The organism is Nocardia sp. NPDC051832 (assembly GCF_040681285.1).
Taxonomy (GTDB): Bacteria; Actinomycetota; Actinomycetes; order Mycobacteriales; family Mycobacteriaceae; genus Nocardia.
Window position 1 is genome coordinate 1,662,571 of sequence record NZ_JBFAYL010000001.1, and the last position, 16,742, is coordinate 1,679,312.

Below are 16,742 nucleotides of genomic sequence, written 5' to 3' on the forward strand. Positions count from 1 at the left end.
GCACAGGTGAGCGACGATCGCTGCATGCTGTTGACGATCACCTGCACACCGCCGGAGGGCGCGGCCTGGCCCGCGTCCGATCTGGGGTTCTTGCTGCACAAGAACCCCGGGCGGGTGCAGGCGTTCGAGCAGTCCTACGGGATCGCGCATGTGCTGTATCCGGAGGCGAGCGAGCAGCGCTGCACCGTGGCGCTGCTGCTCGAGGTGGACCCGATCCGGTTGGTGCGCGGTCGTTCCCGCAATACGCCGGATTTCAGTCTCGGGCAGTACGTGAACGATCGGCCGTATGCGGCGTCTTCGCTGCTGTCGGTGGCGCTCGGATCGGTGTTCCGGACCGCGCTGCGGGGGCGCTGCGAATTGCGGCCGGAACTGGCGCGGACGGAGCTGCCGTTGCGCGTCGAATTGCCCGCGGTGCCGTGCAAGGGCGGGCCGGAGGCGGCTCGGAAGGTGTTCGCACCGCTGGGCTGGGAGGTCGTCGCCACTCCCCTGCCGTTGGATCCGGCGTTCCCGGAATGGGGCGAATCCCATTACCTGCGACTGGAACTCAGCGGGACGATGCGGCTCGCGGACGCGCTGTCGCACCTGTACGTGCTGTTGCCGGTGCTGGACGGGGCGAAGCACTACTGGCTGGCCGCCGATGAGGTCGACAAGCTGATCCGGACGGCATCGGGATGGCTCGGCGAGCATCCAGAGCGGGCGTGGATCACGCGGCGGTATCTGGCGCGGCGGCAGTCGCTGGTGCGGACGGCGTTGGCCCGGCTGGCCGAGGTCGATGATGTGGACCCGGAGCAGTTGGACGCGGTGGAAGACACCGGCGAGTCCAACGGCTCCGCCGATCCGACCGAGGCGTCCGCAGTCCACGAAGCTGCCACGCGCACACCGTCGTTGGCGGTGGCCCGGCGGGCCGCGGTGCGGGCGGCGCTGCACGAAGCCGGTGCGCATCGGGTGCTCGACCTCGGCTGCGGTGAGGGCGTTCTGCTGCGAGAGTTGCTGTCCGACCGCATGTTCACCGAGATCGTCGGTGTCGACGTGTCCATGCGCGCGCTCAATATCGCCAAGCGGCGGCTGCGCTTGGAGCGTATGCCGGAGCGGATGGCGCAACGGCTGACGCTGCTTCAGGGTGCGCTCACCTACACCGACGCGCGGCTGCGTGGTTATGACGCCGCGGTGCTGATGGAAGTGATCGAGCATGTCGACCCGCCCCGGCTCGGGGCCCTCGAACGCTCGGTATTCGGTTCCGCCGCTCCGGATTCCGTGCTGGTGACGACTCCGAACTCGGAGATCAACGTCCGGTTCGAAGGGCTGGCGGCGGGCGAGTTCCGCCATGACGATCACCGGTTCGAGTGGACCCGCGCGGAGTTCACCGCCTGGGCCGACGGCGTCGCGGCCCGGTACGGCTATGCCGTGCGCTACGTCCCGATCGGCACTCCCGATCCGGAATTCGGGCCGCCCACCCAGATGGCGGTCTTCACCAAACGCACAACCAACGACGAGAAAGGAGCCGCGTGATGACCGAATTGTCGATCCCGGAGCTTTCGCTCGTCGTGCTGGTCGGCAGTACCGGTTCGGGCAAATCCACCTTCGCGCGCAGGCACTTCCGTTCGACCGCGATCGTGTCCTCGGACGCCTGCCGCGGCATCGTCAGCGACGACGAGAACGATCAGTCCTCGACGCCGGACGCGTTCGCGCTGCTGCACCACATCGCCGGAGTGCGGTTGCGTCGTGGGCTGCGTACCGTCGTCGACGCCACCAATGTGCAGCCGAAGGCCCGGCAGGAATTGGTCGCGGTCGCCCGGGCACACGATGTGCTGCCGGTGGCGATCGTGCTCGACGTGCCGGATTCGGTATGCCTGGAACGTAATTCGGCCCGCGCCGACCGCGCCCACCTCGGCGCGCACGTCGTCACCCGGCAGCAGCGTGAACTGCGCCGCGGCTTGCGCAGCCTGGAACGCGAAGGCTTCCGGAAGGTCTACGTGCTGCGCGGCGTCGAGGAAATCGATGCCGCGACCATCGCCGACGAGAAGGCGTGGAACGACAAGCGTGAGCTCACCGGGCCGTTCGATGTCATCGGTGACGTGCACGGCTGCCGCTCCGAACTGGAAACTCTGCTCGGCGTGCTCGGCTACGAACTCGAACGCGACGAGACCGGCCGGACCGTCAATGCCCGGCATCCGGGCGGGCGCACCGCCGTGTTCGTCGGCGACCTGGTCGACCGCGGCCCGGACACTCCTGGCGTCCTGCGCCTGGTGATGGGCATGGTCGCCGCGGGCACCGCGCTGTGCGTGACCGGCAACCACGAGTACAAGCTGGTGCGCGCGCTCAGCGGCAAGAAGGTCAACCCGGCCCACGGCCTGGCCGAATCCCTGGCGCAGTTGGAGGCCGAGGACGAGGACTTCCGTAAGGCGGCACTGGACTTCTGCCGCGGCCTGATCAGCCACTATGTTCTCGACGGCGGCAATCTCGTCGTCGCGCACGCGGGTCTGAAGGAGGAGTATCAGGGCCGCGCTTCCGGGCGGGTCCGCTCGTTCTGCATGTACGGCGAATCCACTGGCGAGACCGACGAATTCGGCCTGCCGGTGCGCTACCCGTGGGCCGAGGACTATCGCGGCCGCGCCGTCGTCCTCTACGGCCACACTCCGATGGCCGAACTGCACTGGGTCAACAACACTCTGTGCCTGGACACCGGTGTGGTCTTCGGGGGTCGGCTCTCCGCCCTGCGCTACCCGGAACGCGAACCGGTTTCCGTTCCGGCGGAACAGGTTTGGTACGAGCCGGTGCGCCCGCTGGAAGCCACCACCATCGTCACCCCGGCCGGGGTGGTGCACCGCGACCCGGGCGTGCTGGATCTCGACGACGTCGTCGGCCGTCGCGTCGTGGAAACCCGCCAGCACGGCCGCGTCGGCGTCCAGGAGGAAAACGCGAGCGCCGCACTGGAAGTCATGAGCCGCTTCGCTCTCGATCCGCGCTGGCTGGTCTACCTGCCGCCGACCATGTCGCCGTGCGCGACCTCGGCGCTGGACGGCTACCTCGAGCATCCGGCCGAGGCCTTCGCCTACTTCCGCGCCGAAGGTGTCGACCGCGTGCTGTGCGAGGAGAAGCACATGGGCTCGCGCGCCATCGTCGTGCTCACCCGCTCGGCCGCGGCCGCTCGCGACCGCTTCGGCGTCGAGGACGGCCGCTCCGGTGTGCTCTACACCCGCACCGGCCGCCCGTTCTTCGATGACGCGGCACAGTCCGAAGCTCTGCTCGCACGGGTCCGCGCGGCCGCCGAATCCGCCGGACTGTTCGACGAACTGAACTCCGACTGGCTGGTCCTGGATGCCGAACTGATGCCCTGGTCCGCCAAGGCGGTCGGCCTGCTGCGCAGCCAGTACGCGGCAGTCGGGGCGGCCGCACGAGCGTCGCTCGGCACGGCGTCCGCGGTCCTCGCGGCCGCCGCCGCCCGCGGCCTCGACGTCGCCGACCTGGCCTCGCGCACCGAAGCCCGCCGCACCGACGCGACGGCCTTCACGACCGCCTACGGCCGCTACTGCTGGCCGGTCGACGGCCTCGACGGCCTGCGCCTGGCACCGTTCCAGATCCTGGCCGCCGAGGGCGTCAATTACGCCACCCGCGACCATGATTGGCACCTCGGCCGCATCGATCGGCTGGTCGCGGCGGATCCCGGCCTGTTCACCGCCACCGGCCGCCGAGTGGTCGACCTGACCCAGCCCGACGCCGAAGCCGCGGCCACCGCCTGGTGGACCGAGCTGACCGCGGCAGGCGGCGAAGGCATGGTCGTCAAACCTTTCGAGGCCCTCGTCCGCGGCGGCGCGAACGGCGACGGCCGCCTGGTCCAGCCGGGCGTGAAATGCCGTGGCCCGGAATACCTCCGAATCATCTACGGCCCGGAATACCTCCGCGACCCCAACCTCACCCGCCTGCGCACCCGCGGCCTCGGCCGCAAACGCTCCATGGCGCTGCGCGAATACGCCCTCGGCCTGGAATCCCTGGACCGATTCGTCGCCGGGGAACCACTGTGGCGCGTCCACGAGGCAGTATTCGCGGTGCTGGCCCTGGAGTCCGAACCGGTCGACCCGCGTCTCTAGATCCAAATTTGCCGCACTCCAGGTATTTTCGTGGATCATCGAGCGGTGAGATCAGGGACGGGGGCGGCCGGTACTCGGCGCCGGTTGAATCGCATTCACTCGCTGGAACGGCCGAACACTCGCCGTGTCCGGATACAACGTTCGAGTCGCGCGTTCTTCGGTTGGGGCGGCTGGGCGAAATTGGCTTCCATGGTGACCACAATCGCCGCGCTCGCGGCGTTGTGGTTCACCAGCCAATCGCTGAGAGCCACCAGCGAACAGGCCGGGCTTGCTCGGCAAACGGCCATCACCGACCGTTTCGCCAAGGCCGTCGAACAGCTCGGGAACACCGGCAGCATGGACATCCGGCTGGGTGGAATTCAGTTGCTGCGCAAGCTCGCCGAGGATTCCGAGGCAGACCGAGCTCCGATCTATCAAATGCTCGGGGCATTCGTCCGCAGTCATGCGCCGAATCGGCCCGACTGCGGCACTGACAACAAGCAACTCGATATCGACGTGCAGGCGGCGTTGACGGTGATCGGCAGCCGAGGAGCCGGACGGACAGAGTCGATCGATCTCTCGAACACCTGCCTGGCCAGGGCGGACCTGACCGGGGCCAGCTTGCAGAATGTGAAGTTTCGCGACGTCAATCTGAGTAAGGCCTACCTCCAGCAGGCGGATATGCGTTCCGCTCAGGTGATTTCGTCGAACCTGACGAAAGTGAACCTGAGCGAAGCCAACCTGAGCCTGGCGACGATCATGGGCGGAACCTTGGAGAACGCGGTATTCCTCCAAACGAACTTGACCAAGGTCACGTTCAGTGGGGTCGATTTGCGCAAGGCGGACCTGGGCACGGTCGATCTGGCCGGCGCGATCTTGTTCTTGGTCGATCTTCGCGGTGCGAACTTGGGCACCGGCTTCAAGATGGTTTGGCCATCGATCCCCCTATCAGACCTCGAGACCAGCGAGTACGTAAGCATGCGGGGCGCGTCGCTGCGCTCCGCGAGGTTCGACGAGGAGACGAACTGGCCGCCGGGCTTCCAGCCGCAGTCCAAGCCTTATATGCCGCGCCGATACGCGGACTACTGTCCGCAGGGCTGGCCCGAAGACTGCTGACTAAGCCGCGGCGCGGAAGGCCGTGGGGCTCATGCCTCGGTAGCGTTTGAAGGCGGCGCTGAAGCCGAACGGGTCGGCGTAGCCGACGGATTTGGCTACCTGGGCGACGGTGAGGTCGGTGTCGGCGAGGAGGTCCTCGGCTTCGTCCATGCGGTAGTCGGTGAGGTAGGACAGGGGTGGGCGGCCCATCAGGTCGGTGAAGCGTTTGGCGAACAGGGCGCGGGAGACGCCCGCTTCGGCGGCGAGGGTGGCTACCGACCACGGGCGGGCTGGGTTGCCGTGCATCGCTTTCAGGGCGGGGGCGAGGATCGGATCGGCGAGGCCGCGGTACCAGGTGGGCGCGTCGGCGCCGGCCTGGTCGAACCAGGTGCGCAAGGTGCAGACCAGGGCCCAGTCCAGGAGGCGGTCCATCAGGGCTTGCGAGCCGGCGACGTGGGTGGCGGAATCGATGGCGGCTTTCTCCAGCCATTCGCAGGTGTCGACGTCCTCCTGGATCACCAGCGCGGACGGCAGGGCGCGCAGCAGGCGTTCGTGGCGGCGGCCGGCGGCCCGGTAGGCGCCGACGATCAGCGCGGTGGTTTCCGAAGTGTCCGCGCCCCAGCGGATTCCGCTGAGCTCCTCCGCGGTGCAGGTGGGATCGTTTGCGAAGCAGGCGATCTCGTACTCGAGGTGCGGGCCGTTCAGGGAATCCGGACTGTCAGCGAGATGGAACAGGTCGGCCCCGCGCACGACGGCGGTGTCGCCTTTGCCGACGTGCCTCTGGGTGCCGTCGGGCAACACCAGGGTCCCGCCACCGCGCAGTACCGAGATCATGGTGAGCGGCGCACGGTCGGCGAAGCGAATGGTCCACGGCGCCTCCAGGCGCGCGTTGCTGACCACCGACCCTTCGGCGCGTATGCCGTTCAGGAGTGCGCTCACCGGATCCATGCCACAATCATAGACGAACTCCTATCCATCGAAGCGTTTCTCCTATGGATCGTCCACGCCATCGGCGGTCTACTGGAGACCTCGCAATCGAGATCACCTCAGGAGATCAGGAGAAATCCCGTGCCGAACAGCACCGAACGCACCGCTCTGGTCGTCGTCGCCCATCACCGCACCGATTCGCTCACCGCGCACACCGCGCGCCGCACCACCGAGCGGCTGACCGCGGCCGGCTACCGCGTCGACTACCTGGACTTGTACGCGGAGGGCTTCGACCCGCTCATGACCGTCGAAGATCAGCCCGATTGGGGCGATCGCGAAAAGCCGTATTCCGCTGAGGCACAGGCGCACATGCGCCGCATCCTGGCCGCCGACGTCGTGGTCGCGGTCTTCCCGGTGTACTGGCAGACCGTGCCCGCGATCCTGAAGGGCTGGATCGACCGGGTCTGGAACTACGGATTCGCCTACGGCCGAAGCAAACCGCGCCTCGCGGGCAAGCGCATGCTGTGGCTGGGGCTGGCGGGCATCGCGGGCGACGACGCCTTCCTGCCGGACATGCAGGCCACCCTCGAAGCCAATCTCAGCACCGGCATCGCCTACTACTGCGGCTTCGCGCACTCCCGGGTCGGCCTGCTCCCCGACGCCGAGGAACGGCCGCAGCGCCTCGACGCCGAAGGCAACCTGTCCATCGGCGCGGCCGTCGCGGGCGCCGAGCGGATCGCGCACTACGGCGACTTCGACCGCAAGGCAGCGGAATTCCTGGACGAGTTCCTCGCCGCCGAGGTCGTCAGCGCCTGAGGGTCAGCCGATCGCCGCGAGGCGTTTGAGCTGGGCGGCCAGCGTTTGATCGGTGACCGGGGCCAAGGTCAGGTCGGCGCTGGTGGTGAGCAGATAGCGGCCGTCACCGGTGAAGTCGAGCCAGGTGCGGTGGCGGGTGGGCGGGGACATGGGGTCTTCGGGCGCGACGGTGACGGTGATGAAGCCGCGCGCGTCGATGGGGCGGTGCAGGGTGCGGCGCAAAGTCGCGGCGCGGCGGGCGATTTCGGTGTGCCGCCAGTGGTTCGGATCGTCGTAGAGCACGGCTTCGCGCGGTTCGCGCATGGCGGCCAACCGGCCCGAGGGTGCGGTGCCGATGGCGGTCACCAAGTGCTGCGGCACATTCCGGGCATGGCAGGCGATGACGGTGACATCGCACGGGCCGGCGATCAGCACCGTGCCCCACACCAGGTGGGTGGCGCCGAAGGCGAGGATGGTCTCCTCGGACTGCCCGTCCGGGGTGAAACGGTCACCGGAGATCGTGATGGTGGTGGCGTCGGAGCGGGCGCACAGGGCAAGCGCGCCGGTCAGGTCCGGGTCGGTGTTGCGCCGGAAGCGATCCGCGAGTTTCAGTTTGTCCCAGTCGTTTTCGCTACGCACCGTGCCGCGGTGCGCCATGTTGATCGGGTACGGCCGCCGATCCAGGCCGGTCTCCACCGACCACACATAGGTGAACTCGTCCGGGCTGAATTCCCATCTCACGGCGCGCACTCTTTTCCACTGTCGCCGAAGGCGGGCACGGCGTCACCGGAGGCCACCAGTGTCGAGTTGTAGAGGAAGGTCAGCGCGTCCTGCGCGTCGGCGAGCGCGTCGGCCGCGGCGATGTCGTGCGCCATCTTCCGCGGCCCGCCCTCCACCACCTCCACCACCGGATCCTGGTGGGGCACATAGGGTTCCGGAATTTTCGGAATGGCGTCGCGCACCTTCTGCGCGGCCGCGGAGTTGGCTTCCATCAGGCGCTGCACCTCGGCGCAGACCTGCTGCGCGTCGGCGCCGGCCCGCACGAACTCCTCGGTCGACTCGCGGGCGGCCGCGGCGGCTCTGCCGTCCCAGTCCGCGAACTCCCGGCGCACCACGGCGGCGAAGGTCTCGAACGACTCGGCCAGGGTCTGGGCCGCCGCGCGCCAGCCGTCCGCCGTGCGGCCCAGCGCGGCCGGGTCCAGCGCCTCGTGCACCAGGTCCCAGATCTCCCGGTGGGTATAGGCGTCGAAGGATTCACGATCGGGAACATAAGCCGGATCGGCCCCCACCGCACCCGGACCGTGGTCGGTCATCGTGTGCCCTCCAGTTGCTCGGCGGCGGCCCGCAGCGCCGCCCGGTTCGCGGCATCGGCCGCCTCGAACAGGTGCCCGGCGGCCAGATACCCGGCTTTCAGCCGCAGCGCGGCGGCTTCGAAACCGGCGAGCGTCGCGAGGTACTCGTCCCCCTTCATCCCGAACCCCCGGGCCAGCGCATGACCCGAGGGCAGCTCCGGAAACCCCTGCACGGCAGTAATTTCCGCGCCACCACCGCGTACGCGCCGCAGCTCCGCCACGAGCGCGTCACAGGCCACACCGAGTCGCTGCGCGGTCTCCGCCGGCATCCGAAACCCATTACCCACGGCCGCGTCGAACAACCCCTGCCCCACGTCCGATCGCACCAGGTTTGCCCCCTCGATCTAGGCCTGCACCACTGTCATCGAGCCCCGGCAGCCTATCAGCGAGTGCTATAACGCGACGTGCGAACCCACTCGTCCGTATCATTTTCCAATCCCACACGGCGACGGTTGTATTCGCTCACCGCCCGGCAGCCGCACACGGGTGCCGGACTGTGCGCGCCGAGGTGCGAGTGCGTGCGTTTGCGCGGAGGGGTGTCAGCTTGCTTGCTGGTGCGGGTGGAGCGGTTCGGCGGCGTGGGCGCCGGTTGCGGCGCGTTCGGATAGGGCCGCCAGGAAGGGCAGGCGGGCGTCGCCGAGGGACATCGCGTGGTTGCCGAGGTGGTTGGTGACGAAGCCGATGGAGAGGCCGCGGTGGGGGAAGGCGATGCCGCCGGAGCCGCCGATTCCGAAGTGGCCCAGTGCGTCCCGGCGTAGGCGGGTGCCCACGATGGCGCGGTGGTAGCCGCGGGCGAAGTGGGGTGCGGCGCCGAGAACGTAGTCGTAGCGGCCGTTGGCGGGCATTCGCGCGATCTGCTGGGCGGTTTCCGGGCGGAGCAGGCGGCGGTGTCCCACCAGGCCGTCGTTGGCGATCGCGCCGTACATCGCGGCCAGTGCGCGGGCGGTGAAGACGCCGTTCCAGCCGGGCATCATGGCGTCGTAGGGGCGCATGCCCAGCGACAGGTCGGCCCAGCCGTCGTAGACCGCGCTGCGGGCCGACCGTACCAGTCGCAGCCCGGAGAACGGTGCGATGAGAGCGTCGAACGGGACCCTGGCCACGCCGAGGCGGGGTCCGAGTCTGGCGAGGCGGTGGCGCTGGTGTTGCGGCACTCCGTACCAGAAGTCGTTGTCGCCCAGGGTTTCTCCTAGTTCGGCGCGGACGATCTCGGTGAACGTCCGGCCGGTGGCGCGCTGCGCGATCTCGGCGACCAGGGTGCCGAAGGTCAGGCCGTGGTAGCCGGAGGCGCGCAGCCGCATCGGATCCGGTTCGGCGGCGGCGAGGGCGGCGGCCACCTTGTCGTGGTCCAGCAGGTCGTCCGGGACGGGTAGCAGATCCCGGATTCGCTGCAACCCGGCGCGGTGGTTCAGCACGTCGGCGACGGTGATGTCGCCCTTGCCTTTCGCCGCGAATTCCGGCCAGTAGGTGGCGACCGGTGCGTCGAGGTCGAGCACTCCGCGGTCGATCAGACGGTTGGCGACGGTCGCCGCGACACCTTTGCCGGTGGAGTAGGACAGCGCCATGGTGTCGGCGGTCCAGCGTCGATCGGCCTCCGCCCAGCCTGCCCAGATATCGAGCACGGGCGCGCCGTGCAGGTACACCGCGAGCGCTCCGCCGCCCTGACCCTTGCGCCGGAACATCGAGAAGAACTTCGCGGCGACCGCGGTGAAGCGATCATCGATCAGCATGTGCGCGGGACGGTTTGAGCCGTCCGGGGCACGGCCGGTGCGCGCAGCGGGCATGGTCAGACTCCTTTGTCTGCGGAAACGCCAGTAAGCCGGGGGATAACAGTTGCAAGCGGCTTGCTAACGGGTGACTGTAACCCGCGTCACTGGACACTCGCAACGGTCGCCGGCTAGCGCCAGATCGCCGCGATCGGGGTAGCCGTCTCCGGCGCGGGCGCGGGTTCCGGCGCCGGAGTGCGCGAGAACCGGGGTGCGGGCGCGGGCTGACGGACACCGTCGACCTCGACCACGCCGTGGCGAGCGTTCAGGTGCGGGTCGTCGGCGGCCTCGGCGAAGGTGAGCACCGGGGTGACGCAGGCGTCGACGCCGTCGAACAGCTCGGTCCACTCGCGCTGGGTCTTGGCCGCGAACTTCTCCGTGAAGATCTTGCGCAGCACCTCCTGACTGCCCTGATCCCGTTGCGGCGGCAGCGATTCCGGGTCGAGCTCCAGCACGCGCAGCAGCTCGGCGTAGAACTGCGGCTCGTAGGCGCCGACCGCCATGTGCTTGCCGTCGGCGGTGGAATAGGTGTCATACCAAGCCATTCCGGTGTCGAGCAGGTTGGTGCCGCGCTCGGCGGACCACATGCCGACCTGGCTCATCGACCAGAAGACATGCGCGAGCGTCATGACGCCGTCGACCATGGCGGCGTCCACCACCTGCCCCTGCCCGGAGCGCTCCCGTTCCAGCAGTGCGGCGAGGATGCCGAGCACCAGGAACACCGAGCCGCCGCCGTAATCCCCGACCAGATTGATCGGCGGCAGCGGCCGATCGCCCTTGCGGCCGATGGCATTCAGCACGCCGGTCAAGCCGAGGTAGTTGATGTCGTGACCGGCCTGCTGGGCGCGCGGCCCGTCCTGACCCCAGCCGGTCATCCGGCCATAGACGAGCTGTGGATTGCGGCGCAGCACCTCGTCCGGCCCGAGTCCGAGTCGTTCGGCGACACCCGGACGGAAACCCTCGATCAGCACGTCGGCGCGTTCGACGAGGTCGAGTACCGCGGCAACATCGCCAGGTTCCTTCAGATCGGCCTCGGTGATCGTGCGCCCGCGCAGCTGCACCGCTGCCGCTGTCCGGTCCCCGGACCGCTGTACCCGCACTACATCCGCACCCAGGTCGGCCAGCATCATGCCCGCGTGCGGGCCGGGCCCGATGCTCGCCAGCTCGACTATCCGAATACCCGCCAGCGGGCCTCGCGCCGCACTCATGCCTCGAAACCCCCTGGGTACCTGTACATACCCAGCAAGTAGAACACGTTCTAGTGCGATGACACGCGCGATCAGCTGGAAGTGCCTGTTGTGGAGCGTAATTGGGCGGCGCGCAGGGTGAGATAGTTGCGTTCGGGGGTGCTGGTGGTGCGGGCCGCGGCTGCCAGGTATTCCGTAATGGCGGCGGCGTGGTCACCGGCCATTTCGTGGAGGTGGCCGCGGACGGCGGTGAGGCGGTGGTTCCCGGCGAGCTGCTCCTCGAGGGTGTCCGCCAAAGCCAGTCCGGCGGCGGGGCCTTCGACCATGGCGAGGGCGACCACGCGGTTCAGCGTGACCATCGGGTTCGGGGCCAGGCGCTCGAAAATGTTGTACAGCTGCAGGATTTGCTTCCAGTCCGTGTCGTCGGCGCTCGCGGCCTCGGCGTGGACGGCCGCGATCGCGGCTTGGATTTGGTACGGGCCCGAAAGTCCCTGGGCGAGGGTGCTTGTCGTGAGGCGCACGCCCTCGGTGATCACTGGGCGGTCCCACCGGGCCCTGTCCTGCTCGGCGAGCGGGATGAGCTCGCCGTGCGCGCCGGTGCGGGCGGCGCGCCGGGCGTCGGTGAGCAGCATGAGCGCGAGCAGGCCGGCGACCTCGGTGTCCTCGGGCAGCAGCGCGTGGATCGAGCGGGTCAGGCGGATGGCTTCGCCGGAGAGGTCGGCGCGCTGGAGTTCGGCGCCGGCGGTCGTGGTGTGCCCCTCGGTGAAGATCAGGTACAGCACATGCAGGACCGGGCCGAGCCGGTTACGCCATTCGGCGTCGCCGGGCCGGGCGAACGGACGGTCCAGGGTGGACAGCTTCTTCTTGGCGCGGGTGATCCGTTGCGCCATGGTCGCTTCCGGCAGCAGGAAGGCGCCGGCGATCTCGGCGGTGCTGAGGCCACCGACCGCACGCAGCGTCAGCGCGATCGACGCGGCGTCCGACAGTGCCGGATGACAGCACAGGAAGTACATGGCGAGCGTGTCGTCCCGCTGCACGACGTCGGCGTCGCCGACCTCGCGGTCGAAAACCGTTGTCTCCCTGCGCCGCCGGGCCACTTCGGCGCGCACCACATCGGCCATCCGGCGTTGCCCCACCTGGATCAGCCAGCCGCGCGGATTGTCCGGAAGACCCTCGTCGGGCCACTGCGTCGCCGCCGCCAGCAGTGCCTCCTGCAAGGCGTCCTCGGCAGTGTCGAAATCGCCGAAGCGGCGCACCAGCGCGCCGAGGACCTGCGGCGCCAGCTCGCGCAGCAGGTCCTCGGCAGCTCTGGTCAGGGCTTTCGTCACTGTTCTGGAGCGCTCATCACCGCGCGCACCTCGATGTACTCACCGATCGGCTTGCCGCCGGGGCCGGGGCCGGCCGAAGCCCGCGCCGCGATCTCCAGGGCTCGCTCGAGACTGTCTACGTCCACCAGCCAGTACCCGGCCAGGAATTCCTTGGTCTCGGGAAAGGGACCGTCGGTCACCACCGGCGCGGACCGTCCGTCCGAGCAGACGACACGCGCCTCCTCGGGACCGGCCAGGCCCTGCGCGTCGACGAGCTCACCGGACTTGGCCAGTTCCTCGCCGAGCACCCGCTGAAATTCGATGTGCGCCATGATGTCCTCCGGCGCCCACTCGGTGATCGGGGTGTCGCAGTAGGCGGTGTCGCGGTAGGTCTTCAGCAGCATGTACTTCATGGTCGGCTCCTCGCCGTTCGGTGCGCCCGTCCGGCGCTCTCGAGGGTAGGTCGGAACCACGTGGACGTTCTCGACATACTTCCAACAATGTGATCCAAGTCACAATTCGGCGGAGGTGTCGGCGAGCCGGGCCGGGTCGACCGGGGCTCCGGAGCTGATCAACTCCTTGATCCGGTCGGTGACATCCCAGACGTTGACGTTCATGCCCGCCAGCACCCGCTGCTGGGAATCGAGCCAGAACGCGACGAACTCGCGCTTGGCCTGATCGCCACGGACCACCACGCGCTCGTACTCCCCCGGCGACGCGTAGCCGGTGTACTCCATGCCGACGTCGTACTGATCGGTGAAGAAGTATGGGAGCCGGTCGTATTCGGCGGTCTTACCGAGCATGCTGGCAGCCGCGACCGCCGGCTGGTTGAGGGCGTTCGCCCAGTGCTCGACCCGGATCCGGCGGTGCAGGCGCGGATGATCATGGGCGGCGATGTCACCGACGGCGACGATGTCGGGATCACTGGTGCGCAGGCCCGCGTCCACGAGGACGCCGTTGTCGACCTCGAGGCCCGCGTCGGCGGCCAACTGAACGTTCGGCGCCGCGCCGATCGCGACGAGCACCGCGTCCGCGGCGACGGCGCCGCCGTCGGCCAGCCGCAGGCCGGACCCGTCGATCGCCGCGACCTCGGCCCCGAACCGCAGGTCCACCCCGTTGTCGCGGTGCAGCTGGGCGAAGAACTCCCCCATCTCGGGCCCGAGCGCCCCGAGCAGCGGCAGCTCGGCGGACTCGACGACGGTGACCTCGACCCCCGCCGACCGGGCCGCGGCGGCGACCTCCAGGCCGATCCATCCGGCCCCGATGATGGCCAGACTGCCGATCTTCGGCTCACCGCTGAGCAGCCGCAGAATCGTGTCGGAATCCTCGATGGTGCGCAGCTGGTGCACGTTCGGCCCGTCCGCGCCGGGTAGATCGAGCCGGCGCGGCGCGGAGCCGGTGGCGAGTGCCAGCTTGTCGTAGGAGAGCGTCGAATCATCGGGCAGCGTCACGGTTTTCGCGGCGCGATCGATCGCCGTCACCTCGGTGCCGAGCCGGACGTCGATGCGATGATCGCGGTACCACTGCCCGGGCGCCGCGACGAAGTCGGCGAGGTTCTTCTTGCCGAACAGATGATCCTTGGATAGCGGTGGTCGCTCGTAGGGCAGATGCTCTTCGGCACCGATCAGCGTGACCTGGCCCTCGAAGTCGTTGGCCCGCAGCGCTTCCGCGAGTTTGGCGGCGGCCAGACCGCCGCCGACGACAATGAAATGACGTTCCGTGGTCATGGCGGACTCCTTGCCGAGTGGGAACCGGGACTCCAGGCCCCAACCCTATGGCGATGGACTCTGGAAATCTCGCGTTCCGGTGAACGGGAACGAATCGAGCCGTCAGATGGTTGGTTCCCGATAACGGCCGTGCCGCGTCCGGTCGCGGCTGCCGAAACTCCGATCGAGAGGACGTTCCCGTGACCGACCCGGCCGAGAAGAATGTTGCCGACTTCTGGTTCGACCCGCTGTGCCCCTGGTGCTGGATCACCTCGCGCTGGATCCTCGAGGTCGAGAAGGTCCGCGACATCGAGGCCCGCTTCCACGTGATGAGCCTGTCGGTTCTCAACGAGGACCGCGACGACCTGCCCGAGCAGTACAAGGAGCTGCTGAGCACCGGCTGGGGCCCGGTCCGGGTCGCCATCGCCGCCGCTCAGGAGCACGGCGACAAGGTGCTCTCCCCGCTGTACACCGCGCTGGGCAGCCGCATCCACGACCGCCGGGCCGAATACGAGCGGCCCGACCGCAAGGAGAGCCTGAACGCGGTGATCGCCGACGCGCTGGCCGAGGTGGGGCTGCCCGCCGAACTGGCCAAGGCCGCCGAGAGCACCGACTTCGACGAGGCCCTGCGCAAGAGCCACCATGCCGGCATGGACAAGGTCGGCAAGGACGTCGGCACGCCGACCATCCATGTCAACGGTGTCGCGTTCTTCGGGCCGGTGCTGTCGCGGATTCCGCGCGGCGAGGACGCCGGGAAGGTGTGGGACGGTGTCGTCGCGCTCGCGTCCTACCCACACTTCTTCGAGCTCAAGCGCACCCGCACCGAAGACCCGGCCTTCGACTGAGTTCGCTCAGGGGACAGGTTTCGGCGGTTGCGCCGGAACCTGTCCGTACGGGGTCGCCGGGCCCAGCGGCGGCGGGACCTCCGGACGCATGAACAGCTTGCCGTGCCGGGTGCGGTCGCGCAGCGCCCACATCCGCCAGGTCAGCACCGGATGGCTGGACATGGCGTTGTACACCCAGACGAAGAAGCCCTTCTCGGCGCTCGCCCGGTTGGCCATCTCGTCATAGGCGACCAGGGTATTGAGGTATTTGCCGGCCGCCAGGGTGCCCATCGCCGCGGGCGTGCCGGAGTAGCGGAAGCAGACGCCGTGGTTGTCGGCGGTGTACTCCTGGGAGCGCAGCAGCGCCGGGCCCAGCAGTGGCAGGAACGGCGCCAGGTACATGCCGAGCATGCGCCAGTACGAGGTGTGCCCGGCCGCGATATGCCCGACCTCGTGCCCGATGATGAACGCGAGCGCGTCGGGTTCCCTTGCCGCGCCGCCGATTTCGAACAGGTCGCTGTTGACGGCGACGAAACGCCGGAAGCCGTGGCCGGAGGCGAAGGCGTTGATCTGGCCGTTGCCGAGCACCACGTAGGCGTCGGGCACCGACGCCATCCCGAATCTGGCGGCGGCCTCGACCACCATCTGATAGCCCTCGGGGAACTGGGTCGGCGACATCTTCACGCCGTTCGTGCGCAGGCGCGCGTAGAGCGTGCCGCGGGCGAACCACACCAGCAGCGGGGCGAGCAGCAGGTAGAACGTGTAGATGCCGAGCGCGGCGGCGCCGCCCAGGAACAACACGGCGAAAGCGTCCAGCGCGGCCAGGAGAAAGACCAGCGCGGTAATCCCCACCACCACGCACAACAGCCCGATCTCCCAGCTGTGCCGGGCGGGCATGCCGTACGGCGACAGGCCGCGCGGCAGGGGTTGCGGCGGCACCGGAGGCCCGCCGTAGCCGTACGGCGCGGGGTAGGCGCCCGTCGGGTACGGGCCATACGCCGTGGGGCCGCCGGCCGGGGCGCCTGGCTCGGCGTGCGGTTCCGGCTGCGACGGTGGGTCTTGCGACTGCATATTTCGACCGTACCGTTCCCCACGCTGTGTCCCGGGCCACACTTTTGCGAGGCGGTCCCCTGTCGCAGGCGCCGCTGACCGGCCTGACAGAATCCCTGCCATGCGCGTATACCTGGGTGCCGACCATGCCGGTTTCGAACTGAAGAATCACGTCAAGGCCCATCTGGAGCAGGCGGGTCACGAGGTCGTCGACTGCGGCGCCCTCGAGTACGACGCCCTCGACGACTACCCCGCCTTCTGCATCGAGGCGGCGCGACGCACCGTCGCCGACCCTGGCAGCCTGGGTCTGGTCTTCGGCGGCAGCGGCAACGGTGAGCAGATCGCTGCCAACAAGGTGCCCGGCGCTCGCTGCGCGCTTGCTTGGAGCGTGGAAACCGCCCAACTGGCCCGCCAGCACAACAACGCGCAGCTGATCGGCGTCGGCGGCCGCATGCACTCCACCGAGGAAGCCCTCGCCATCGTCGACGCTTTCCTGGCCGCCGAATGGTCCGACGAGGAGCGCCACCAGCGCCGCATCGACATCCTCGCCGAATACGAGAAGACCGGCGAAGCCCCCGCCGTCCCCGCCTACTGACCGGCCAGGGGCGCGAAGCATCTGACAAGTGGGACATGACCGAGGGCGCTACTCGCGTTTCGCCTCGGTCATGT

At 68.9% G+C, this 16,742-nt stretch carries 16 protein-coding genes; 6 read left to right on the top strand and 10 right to left on the bottom strand.

Going from position 1 to position 16,742, the window contains the following annotated elements; translation table 11 throughout:
- The first annotated feature begins 24 nt into the window (after positions 1 to 24).
- The 3 genes from AB0M14_RS07445 to AB0M14_RS07455 all read left to right on the top strand — a co-directional run bounded on the left by AB0M14_RS07445 (position 25) and on the right by AB0M14_RS07455 (position 5,183).
- The gene (locus AB0M14_RS07445; RefSeq protein ID WP_364989951.1) at positions 25 to 1,509 is read left to right on the top strand and encodes a 3' terminal RNA ribose 2'-O-methyltransferase Hen1; all 1,485 of its coding nucleotides are present in this window, start codon (positions 25 to 27) and stop codon (positions 1,507 to 1,509) included.
- Positions 1,509 to 4,088, top strand: a complete 2,580-nt coding sequence (locus AB0M14_RS07450; protein ID WP_364989954.1) for a polynucleotide kinase-phosphatase — start codon at positions 1,509 to 1,511, stop codon at positions 4,086 to 4,088. Before AB0M14_RS07445 ends, AB0M14_RS07450 begins: the two co-directional genes overlap by 1 nt.
- A gap of 189 nt (positions 4,089 to 4,277) precedes the next feature.
- The gene (locus AB0M14_RS07455; RefSeq protein ID WP_364989956.1) at positions 4,278 to 5,183 is read left to right on the top strand and encodes a pentapeptide repeat-containing protein; all 906 of its coding nucleotides are present in this window, start codon (positions 4,278 to 4,280) and stop codon (positions 5,181 to 5,183) included.
- Here AB0M14_RS07455 and AB0M14_RS07460 read toward each other — a convergent pair whose 3' ends face one another.
- Positions 5,184 to 6,110: an AraC family transcriptional regulator gene (locus AB0M14_RS07460; RefSeq protein ID WP_364989958.1), complete on the bottom strand. Its 927-nt coding sequence runs from the start codon at positions 6,108 to 6,110 to the stop codon at positions 5,184 to 5,186. It lies immediately after the preceding gene.
- A gap of 120 nt (positions 6,111 to 6,230) precedes the next feature.
- Between AB0M14_RS07460 and AB0M14_RS07465 the strand changes: the two genes are divergently transcribed.
- On the top strand, positions 6,231 to 6,905 hold the full coding sequence (locus tag AB0M14_RS07465; RefSeq protein WP_364989962.1) for an NAD(P)H oxidoreductase: 675 nt from the start codon (positions 6,231 to 6,233) through the stop codon (positions 6,903 to 6,905).
- Between the two features lie 3 nt (positions 6,906 to 6,908).
- On the opposite strand, the gene AB0M14_RS07470 is transcribed toward AB0M14_RS07465, so the two are convergent.
- The 8 genes from AB0M14_RS07470 to AB0M14_RS07505 all read right to left on the bottom strand — a co-directional run bounded on the left by AB0M14_RS07470 (position 6,909) and on the right by AB0M14_RS07505 (position 14,220).
- Positions 6,909 to 7,625, bottom strand: a complete 717-nt coding sequence (locus AB0M14_RS07470; protein WP_364989965.1) for an ESX secretion-associated protein EspG — start codon at positions 7,623 to 7,625, stop codon at positions 6,909 to 6,911.
- On the bottom strand, positions 7,622 to 8,197 hold the full coding sequence (locus AB0M14_RS07475; protein ID WP_364989968.1) for a hypothetical protein: 576 nt from the start codon (positions 8,195 to 8,197) through the stop codon (positions 7,622 to 7,624). The genes AB0M14_RS07470 and AB0M14_RS07475 overlap by 4 nt, the downstream gene beginning before the upstream one ends.
- Positions 8,194 to 8,562, bottom strand: a complete 369-nt coding sequence (locus tag AB0M14_RS07480; protein WP_364989971.1) for a hypothetical protein — start codon at positions 8,560 to 8,562, stop codon at positions 8,194 to 8,196. The genes AB0M14_RS07475 and AB0M14_RS07480 overlap by 4 nt, the downstream gene beginning before the upstream one ends.
- Before the next feature lie 213 nt (positions 8,563 to 8,775).
- Entirely contained in the window at positions 8,776 to 10,017 is a 1,242-nt protein-coding gene (locus AB0M14_RS07485) for a serine hydrolase domain-containing protein (protein ID WP_364989974.1), read from the bottom strand.
- Between the two features lie 113 nt (positions 10,018 to 10,130).
- Positions 10,131 to 11,207: a CaiB/BaiF CoA-transferase family protein gene (locus AB0M14_RS07490; RefSeq protein WP_364989976.1), complete on the bottom strand. Its 1,077-nt coding sequence runs from the start codon at positions 11,205 to 11,207 to the stop codon at positions 10,131 to 10,133.
- A gap of 71 nt (positions 11,208 to 11,278) precedes the next feature.
- Complete coding sequence (locus tag AB0M14_RS07495) at positions 11,279 to 12,514, bottom strand: DUF6596 domain-containing protein (RefSeq protein WP_364989979.1); 1,236 nt, start codon at positions 12,512 to 12,514, stop codon at positions 11,279 to 11,281.
- Positions 12,511 to 12,906 carry a YciI family protein gene (locus AB0M14_RS07500; RefSeq protein ID WP_364989982.1) on the bottom strand — a complete coding sequence of 132 codons (396 nt, stop codon included), beginning with the start codon at positions 12,904 to 12,906 and terminating at the stop codon, positions 12,511 to 12,513. The genes AB0M14_RS07495 and AB0M14_RS07500 overlap by 4 nt, the downstream gene beginning before the upstream one ends.
- 99 nt (positions 12,907 to 13,005) lie before the next feature.
- Complete coding sequence (locus tag AB0M14_RS07505) at positions 13,006 to 14,220, bottom strand: FAD-dependent oxidoreductase (protein ID WP_364989984.1); 1,215 nt, start codon at positions 14,218 to 14,220, stop codon at positions 13,006 to 13,008.
- A gap of 179 nt (positions 14,221 to 14,399) precedes the next feature.
- On the opposite strand from AB0M14_RS07505, the gene AB0M14_RS07510 reads away from it, so the two are divergent.
- Entirely contained in the window at positions 14,400 to 15,044 is a 645-nt protein-coding gene (locus tag AB0M14_RS07510) for a disulfide bond formation protein DsbA (protein ID WP_364989987.1), read from the top strand.
- Between the two features lie 6 nt (positions 15,045 to 15,050).
- Here AB0M14_RS07510 and AB0M14_RS07515 read toward each other — a convergent pair whose 3' ends face one another.
- On the bottom strand, positions 15,051 to 15,920 hold the full coding sequence (locus tag AB0M14_RS07515) for a M48 family metallopeptidase (RefSeq protein WP_364991396.1): 870 nt from the start codon (positions 15,918 to 15,920) through the stop codon (positions 15,051 to 15,053).
- Positions 15,921 to 16,194: 274 nt separating this feature from the next.
- On the opposite strand from AB0M14_RS07515, the gene AB0M14_RS07520 reads away from it, so the two are divergent.
- Positions 16,195 to 16,668, top strand: coding sequence for a ribose-5-phosphate isomerase (locus AB0M14_RS07520; RefSeq protein WP_364989989.1), 474 nt, complete (start codon positions 16,195 to 16,197; stop codon positions 16,666 to 16,668).
- The last annotated feature ends 74 nt before the right edge of the window (positions 16,669 to 16,742 follow it).